The organism is Clostridium sp. K13, assembly GCF_019734195.1.
Classification (GTDB): Bacteria; Bacillota; Clostridia; order Clostridiales; family Clostridiaceae; genus Clostridium.
The window spans coordinates 1-8,094 of record NZ_JAASHM010000066.1 but is presented as its reverse complement, the minus strand read 5'-3'; the positions used below and the strand labels follow the sequence as shown (position 1 = coordinate 8,094).

Genomic DNA, 8,094 nt, shown 5'->3' with positions numbered 1-8,094 from the left:
TTTGACTAAAATGTAAATTCTAATTATTGTACATAATTATTTTCCAATTTTTATACAAAAATATATTGACATTTACAGTTTTTAAGTCTAATAGAGTTAAGATTAAGCTATATAGTGGCAAATATTTCTTGAAATGTGGCAATTTTATAAACACGGCACATGCTAAGCTTATGACAACTTATTATCCACTTGAAAAGCTAAGGAAGATTCCTGGTCTTGAATATGCTAAATATGTTGATCCTTATGCAGGAAGTAAGGGTAATTCTATAAGGTATTTATCTGTGGCGCCAAGGACTAATGATATGAAGGTTATAGGTGTAGATAATCTTTTCTGTGCAGGTGAAAAAGCAGGACTTTTTGTTGGTCATACTGAAGCAATATGTACAGGTAGTTTAGCAGGTCATAATGCTGTAAGGCTTATGATGGGAATGCCATTATTAATTTTACCAGCATCAATAGCAATAGGTGACTTAATTGCCTATGCAAATGTAAAGGCAGGAACTAGGGAAGGTAGAAAGGATAGATATACTTTTGCAGGAGCAGGATATTTTAAGAGAATGCAAGAGTTAGGTCTTTATACTGTTGATAAGGATGAAATTAATGATAGAATTAAGAAGGTTAATTTAGATAATATTTTTGAACAAAAATTAGTATAGATGTTTAGAGGGAAAGTCTTCTGATAAGTTGGTGTTTGATTTATTGGAAGACTTTTTTGTTATAAGAAAATATGGTTATATATTTTAGTTAAATAGTAAGCATGAATTATTTTTATGATAAAATTATTAATTTTGGTAGGAATTTGATTTATTAATTATAGATATAAGAATAGTGAGAAGACAATAATAATGGGTAATATAATAACCAAAGATAAATTAAAATTACTAAAAATAGAATTGTAAAAAATAGCAAAAAAAATATTGATAGTAACTTTTAAATATGTTAAACTAATTAAAGTTACCGGTTACTTTAGCTAGTATATAATATAAAATTTAAAATATTGGGGTGTGGATATGGCTATAGAAGAATCAGTAATTGATGAATTACAAGATATTTTGAGTGAGTTATATTTTAAATATGGTAAAGATAATGAAATATTAAGGTTAAGTTGCATAATGGATAGATTCATAGTTAAAAGGCAAAAAGAGATATTAATAAAAGAAGATAAAAATATTTAGTATTAAATAAATACATAAAATATATATTAAAAAAAGGAGAAGAGATTATATGAAAAAGGTAATTTGTCCAGGGGAAGCATTAATAGATTTTGTATCTATAGATTTAGGAAAGTCTTTAAAAGAGACAAGTGGATTCTTAAAAAAAGCAGGAGGTGCTCCAGCTAATGTAGCGGCTGCTATATCGAAATTAGGTGCAGATGCATATTTTTGTGGAACAGTTGGAAATGATGCTTTTGGTAATTTTTTAGAAGATACATTTAAAAATAATAAAATTAATACTGAGCTTATGTTTAAATTAGATACTAATAATACAACATTTGCTTTTGTATCACTAATGGAAGATGGAGAAAGGGATTTTGAGTTTGCAAGAGATGCAGATTCAAGATTAACCTTTGATATGATTAAGGATAACCTTAAAAAGTTTGATTTATATCACTTTGGTAGTGCAACAGCTTTTCTTGAAGGTGATTTAAAGAAAACTTATTATAAATTAAAGGAATATGCAAAAAAGAATAATAAAATAATATCATTTGATGCTAATTATAGAGAAAGTTTATTTGGAAATAACAAAGATGAATTTATAAAGTGTTGTATTGATTTTATTAAAGACAGTAATATAGTTAAGTTAAGCGAAGAAGAAGCTTTTTTAATTAGTGGAAAAAATAACATTAAAGAAGCTTCTGAATTCATTATAAAATTAGGGTGTGATAATTTAATTATTACACTAGGAAAAGAGGGGGCGTTATTAACAACAAAAGAAAAACAAGTTTTAGTACCAACAAAAGAGCTAAAGATGAAGGATGCAACTGGAGCTGGTGATGCTTTTATGGGAGCTGTATTAGCTCAAGTTGTTGAAAATCCAGCTAAATCAATGGAGGAAATAGTTAAGACTGCAAATATAGTTGGAGGTATAACTACAACTAAAATAGGTGCACTTGAATCTATACCAACTTGGGATGAGGTTTTAACTTTCATTAAAAACAGCTAAAAGTAATTGTGTTGAAATATTAATCAATTACGAAATTTATATTATGTTAAATTAAATACCACCAAATAATATTAAAATAAGATATATCTCGAAATAAATCGGGATATATCTTATTTTTTTTATATAAAAATAAGTTCAATACAAGTAAAAAAAATAAGAAAAAATTACCTTAAATAGAAAAAACAACTTGACCTGTAAGCGGTAAAATGATATTATCTTAGTAAAGTTACCGGTTACATTATCGGTTACATAAATAAAGGAGTTGAGAAAGTGAAAAAATTATGTAGTTTGATTTTACTTGCTATTGCAGTGAATTTTACTGGCTGCTCACTTGCTAAAACTAGTGATGTAAGTAAAAACATATCAGGATTTGATGATGGTGAAGAATATGTATCAATGTGGGTTCATGTTATTGAAGAAACACCAGAAGGACAGGCATACTCAAAATCTGTAAAGGAGTTTAATGAAAAATTTAATGGAAAATACTTTTTGGATGTTGAATTTGTTCCTCGTAATGAAAGTGGAGGAGGGTATTCAGATAAGGTTAATGCATCAGTAATATCAGGTGGATTACCAGATGTAATCACTGTTGATGGACCTAATATATCAGCATATGCAGCAAATAATATTATTCAGCCATTATCAAACCTTTCAGAAGAAGAGAAAAGTATATATCTTCCTTCAATTATAGAACAGGGAACTGTAAATGGAAATTTATATGCTTTAGGGGTAATGGAGTCTAGTGTTGGATTTTATTATAACAAGGATATTATAGAAGATGCAGGGATAGAAGTTCCATCTATAGATAATCCATGGACATGGAGTGAACTTCTTGAAATATGTAAAAAATTAAAGGAACATTTAGGAGATGGATATGTTATAGATATGCCATTCCCAGCAGGTGAAACAACAATTTATTTTTATGCATCATTTATTTGGTCAAATGGTGGAGATTTTGTAAGCGAAGATGGATTAGATGTAAATGGAATATTTAATTCAAGTAAAAATGTACAAGCTTTAAATTATTTTAAAGAATTAATTGATAAAGAATATGTAGCAAAAGTATCCATTGATAATTTATTTGAAACAGGTAGGGCAGCATTTTTATTTGATGGTGCTTGGGCAGTAAATAATATTGAAACTAATTATCCAAATTTAAATTTAGGTATAGCACCATATCCAGTAGGTGAAGATTGGAATGGGGAGAAATATACTCCAACAGGAGGGTGGGCTTATGCAGTTACTAAAAATAGTAATAAAGTTGAGGCAGCTACAGAAGTTGTAAAATACATGAGTGGAGTTGAAAGTGGAGTTTCAATATATGAAAATACAGGAAGCTTACCTTCTACTTATGCAGCATATGAACAATTATCAGATTTTAAAGCAGATGGATTATTTAAGCAATTATATGATCAACTAGTAATATATGGACACCCAAGACCTAAATCACCAGCGTATCCTCAGATAAGTACATCATTTCAACAAGCTATTGAAGGAGTATTATTAAATGATGAAAAATCAGAGGATGCATTATTTAAATCTATGAGAAGAATTGAAGATAGATTAATTAGATATCAAGAATAAGATAAAGGGGATTAAAGGTTATGAATAGTAAAAGAGAAAAGATTATGGGAATGGCATTTTTTGGGCCAGCATTAATATTGCTAACGATATTTCTTTTTATTCCTATGATATTAACATTAGTATTTAGTTTTACAGACTTTTTTACACTAAATCCTAGTGATACTAGCTTTGTAGGATTTGATAATTATCTGAGATTATTTAAAGATGAATTATTTGGTAAAGCTTTTTTAAATACAGTTAAATTTGCAGTAATAGTTGTTCCATTACAATTAGGAGGAGCATTATTATTAGCACTTGGTATCAATAAAGTTACGTATTGTAAAAAATATTTTAAGGTGGCATTCTTTATACCAGTTGTTATGTCATTAGCAGTTGTATCAACTTTATGGATGCAATTATATAATCCTGAAGGATTACTAAATACAATTTTAAATAATTTTGGAATAGCATCTCAACCATTTATATATGGTAAGGAACAAGCGCTAGAAGCTATTTCAATAATGAGTATATGGCAAGGCATGGGGTATCAAATGATTATATTCTTAGGTGGACTTCAAGCTATATCACCAAGCTTATATGAAGCAGCAGAAATTGATTCTGCAAGTGAATGGAAAAAGTTTACTAATGTAACATTGCCAGAGTTAAAGCCTATAACTATTTATATATTACTAACTATAACAATAGGTGCTTTTAAGCTAATAGTACAACCTATGGTAATGACAGGTGGAGGTCCAGCATTTTCTACTTATTCACTTGTATATTACATATATGATACAGGAACTGTAAACTGGGATATGGGGTATGCCTCAGCAATGGCTATAATTTTTGCAATATTAGTTATAACTTTAGCTGGAATACAAAACTATATAACAAATAAGAAGGAGGATTAAAATGATTTCAAAAAAAGGTAAAAGGTTAAATTTAATTCTATGTACATTTCTTATAATTTTATCAGTGTTCTTCTTATTCCCTATAGTATGGATGGTTATGAATTCATTTAAATCAGAAGCTATGATAGCACAAGACTTAAATAGTATAGCAGCATTTATGCCACCATTAGGAAAAGGAAATTGGTTTGAAAATTATATAAATATTATTACTAATAGTAGTTTAATGCGATATATGGCAAACACACTAGTATATGCAACAATTTTAATTGTATGCAGTATTGTAGTTAATGGATTAGCAGGATATGCATTAGCAAAAATTAAATTTCCGTTAAGAGAAGTTTGGATTTTTGTAATTTTATTATTAATGATTGTACCTATGGAAACAATTATTACAATACACTTTATAATGATAGCAAAAGCAGGATTATTAAATACAGTAATAGGATATATATTACCTATGATAGTGAGTCCGTTTAATATATTTTTATTCAGACAGGTATTTTCTAAATTACCTAATGATTTATATGAAGCAGCACAATTAGATCATTGTGGACCAATTAAGTATTTCTTTAGAGTAGTACTTCCTATGTCTAAATCAATTGTGGCAACAGTAGGAGTATTTACATTTTTAGGTATATGGAATGACTTTTTATGGCCCTCATTAGTATTTACATCAAATAATTTGTTAACAGTACAAATAGGACTTAATTCGATTACAGCAAATGATAATGTCACTATGGGACAAGTATTAGCAACAGTAACAATAGTTACAATACCAGTATTAATAATTTATTCTTTATTCTCTAAGCAATTAGTAGAAGGAGCAATATCATCAGGATCAAAAGAAGGGTAGGATATAGTAATGAGTTTTATTGAGTTTAAAAATATTGAAAAAGAATATAAAAATGCAAAAAGAAAATCAGTAACAGATTTTAATTTAGATATTAAGGAAAAAGAGTTTATAGTATTTGTTGGACCATCAGGCTGTGGTAAATCAACTACACTTAGAATGTTAGCTGGATTTGAAGAAATAAGTGGGGGAACTATATCAATAGATGGACAAGTAGTGAATAATAAGGAAGCAAAAGAACGCGGAATTGCAATGGTATTCCAAAATTATGCTTTATATCCACATATGACTGTAGAAAAAAATATAAGCTTTGGATTAAGAAATATTAAAACTCCAGAGGGAGAAATAAAGAAAAAGGTAGATTGGGCAGTAAAAATTTTAGGGTTAGAAGAATATAGACATCGTAAACCAAAGAATCTATCAGGAGGTCAACGTCAAAGAGTCGCTTTAGGAAGAGCTATAGTGCGTAATCAAAAAGTATTTTTAATGGATGAACCATTAAGTAACTTAGATGCTAAATTACGTGTTAGTATGCGTAATGAAATAAGTAAACTACATAGAGAATTAGGAACAACTACTATCTATGTAACTCATGATCAAGTTGAAGCTATGACTATGGCTGATAGAATAGTTGTTATGAAAGATGGAGTAATTCAACAAATAGGAACACCTATGGAGTTATATGATAATCCGAGAAATAAGTTTGTAGCAGGCTTTATAGGGTCTCCTCAAATGAACTTTTTTACAATTGAATTAAGAGGAAATAAAGTAAAGTTAGAGGATGGAAATGAAATTACTCTTCCAAATGGAATATTAAAAAGATTAAATGGAAGAGAAGGAAAGTTATGCATGGGTGTTAGAGGAGAAGATATTAGGTTAGATAACTTAAACATTAACTTATATGAAGAAAGTATAATGAAATCTCAAATAGAACATGCTGAGATAATGGGTAATGAAAATAATCTTTACTTTAAGTTTGGAAATATAACAGCAGTTTGTAGAGTTGGAAAAGAATTAGTGAAAAAAGTAGGGGAGAAGTTTGAATTTGTAATAGATACAAATAAAATTCATTTATTTGATATAGATACAGAAGAGAATATTATGGAATAAATATTGAGGGGGAGTCTTATTAATGAGAAGACCATATATACATTTAACACCAGAAAAAAACTGGATGAATGATCCAAATGGATTCACATATTTTAATGGAGAATATCACTTATTTTATCAATGTTTTCCGTATGAATGTAATTGGGGAACTATGCATTGGGGACATGCAACAAGTGATGATATGATAAATTGGAAACATCATGGATTAGCCTTATATCCAACTAAACAATATGATAAAAATGGCTGTTTTTCAGGAACAGCATTAATTGAAAATGGAAAAATGAATTTATATTATACAGCTATAAGCTATGATAAATCATTAGAAGAAAATATTCATGCACCATATGATAATTATTCTTTTGAAGCATCACAAGTTAAGATAGTTAGTAATGATGGATATAATTTCAATAATTATGATGATAAAAAGATGATACTAAAACCAATTATAAATGAAAAACTAGGACATAGAACACATACAAGGGATCCGAAGGTTTGGAAATATAATGATAAATATATAATGATAATTGGTAGTAAGTTCAAGGAAGAAGGAAGTGAAAAATTTACTGGTGAAGTTCTATTTTATGAAAGTGAAGACGGAGATAACTGGAAATATAAAAATAGATTTTATGATGATAGCATAGGTGATATGTGGGAATGTCCTGATTTATTTAATGTAAATGGCACTGATATATTAGTATTATCTCCAGAACAAATAACTAAGGATAATATAAATTATACAAACAACTCAGTATATGCAACTGTAAATTTTGATGAAGAAAATTTTAATATGAGTTTTACTAGTGAAGTTCAATATTTGGATTATGGGCTAGATTTATATGCACCTCAAAGTAATATTGATAAGAATGGAAATAGAGTAATCTTTGGATGGGTAAGAATGCCACAAAAATTTGAAGGTGAAAATTGGATAGGTATGATGAGTTTACCTAGAGTTGTGAATGTAAATAATGGGATAGTTTCATTTGATGTTACAGAAGAGGTTAAAAGATTATTTAATAAAGAAATAAATATAAAAGATTTTAATAATAAAGATAGTGCATTTAGATTAGATGCTATATTAAATAAAAATAGTAAAGTAAGTATAGGTGGATATGAAATATCTATAGAAGATGATGCTATAAAAGTTGATAGAAGTAAGGTATTTATAGAAGTTACTGATATAGGTATGATATTTAAAACACCTAAACTTAATGGAAATTATAATATTATTGCATATATAGACAATGGAGTAATAGAAGTATTTATAGACAATGGGAAATATGTTATTACTAACGTTGTATATAATATGACTAATAATATTTACTATAATGAAGTTAAGAATATTAAGATCTATAAAATGGAGTAATAATAAAGATAACACTACTGTTAACATAAAGCAAAATATTATATATTAATATTTTGCTCAGACTGTTGACAAAGTGTCAACAGTCTTTAATTTTATACAAATATGTAATATAATATAAAATATATTAATTTATT

The 8,094-nt window shown here is 28.0% G+C and carries 7 protein-coding genes and 1 pseudogene; all 8 read left to right on the top strand.

Going from position 1 to position 8,094, the window contains the following annotated elements; genetic code table 11:
• Nucleotides 1-152: 152 nt before the first annotated feature.
• Nucleotides 153-656 (top strand): annotated as a pseudogene (locus HCG76_RS18505) (FAD-dependent oxidoreductase); the annotation flags it as partial.
• Nucleotides 657-1,010: 354 nt separating this feature from the next.
• On the top strand, nucleotides 1,011-1,175 hold the full coding sequence (locus HCG76_RS18500; protein ID WP_221701736.1) for a hypothetical protein: 165 nt from the start codon (nucleotides 1,011-1,013) through the stop codon (nucleotides 1,173-1,175).
• 49 nt (nucleotides 1,176-1,224) lie between these two features.
• On the top strand, nucleotides 1,225-2,163 hold the full coding sequence (locus tag HCG76_RS18495; RefSeq protein WP_221701735.1) for a carbohydrate kinase family protein: 939 nt from the start codon (nucleotides 1,225-1,227) through the stop codon (nucleotides 2,161-2,163).
• A 270-nt stretch (nucleotides 2,164-2,433) separates the two neighbouring features.
• The gene (locus tag HCG76_RS18490; RefSeq protein ID WP_294172434.1) at nucleotides 2,434-3,747 is read left to right on the top strand and encodes an ABC transporter substrate-binding protein; all 1,314 of its coding nucleotides are present in this window, start codon (nucleotides 2,434-2,436) and stop codon (nucleotides 3,745-3,747) included.
• 20 nt (nucleotides 3,748-3,767) lie between these two features.
• On the top strand, nucleotides 3,768-4,637 hold the full coding sequence (locus HCG76_RS18485) for a carbohydrate ABC transporter permease (RefSeq protein ID WP_221701734.1): 870 nt from the start codon (nucleotides 3,768-3,770) through the stop codon (nucleotides 4,635-4,637).
• Between the two features lies 1 nt (nucleotide 4,638).
• Nucleotides 4,639-5,490 (top strand): carbohydrate ABC transporter permease, encoded by an 852-nt coding sequence (locus HCG76_RS18480; RefSeq protein ID WP_221701733.1) that lies wholly within the window; start codon nucleotides 4,639-4,641, stop codon nucleotides 5,488-5,490.
• Nucleotides 5,491-5,499: 9 nt separating this feature from the next.
• Nucleotides 5,500-6,597, top strand: a complete 1,098-nt coding sequence (locus tag HCG76_RS18475; protein ID WP_221701732.1) for an ABC transporter ATP-binding protein — start codon at nucleotides 5,500-5,502, stop codon at nucleotides 6,595-6,597.
• Nucleotides 6,598-6,619: 22 nt separating this feature from the next.
• Nucleotides 6,620-7,960 (top strand): glycoside hydrolase family 32 protein, encoded by a 1,341-nt coding sequence (locus tag HCG76_RS18470; RefSeq protein ID WP_221701731.1) that lies wholly within the window; start codon nucleotides 6,620-6,622, stop codon nucleotides 7,958-7,960.
• The last annotated feature ends 134 nt before the right edge of the window (nucleotides 7,961-8,094 follow it).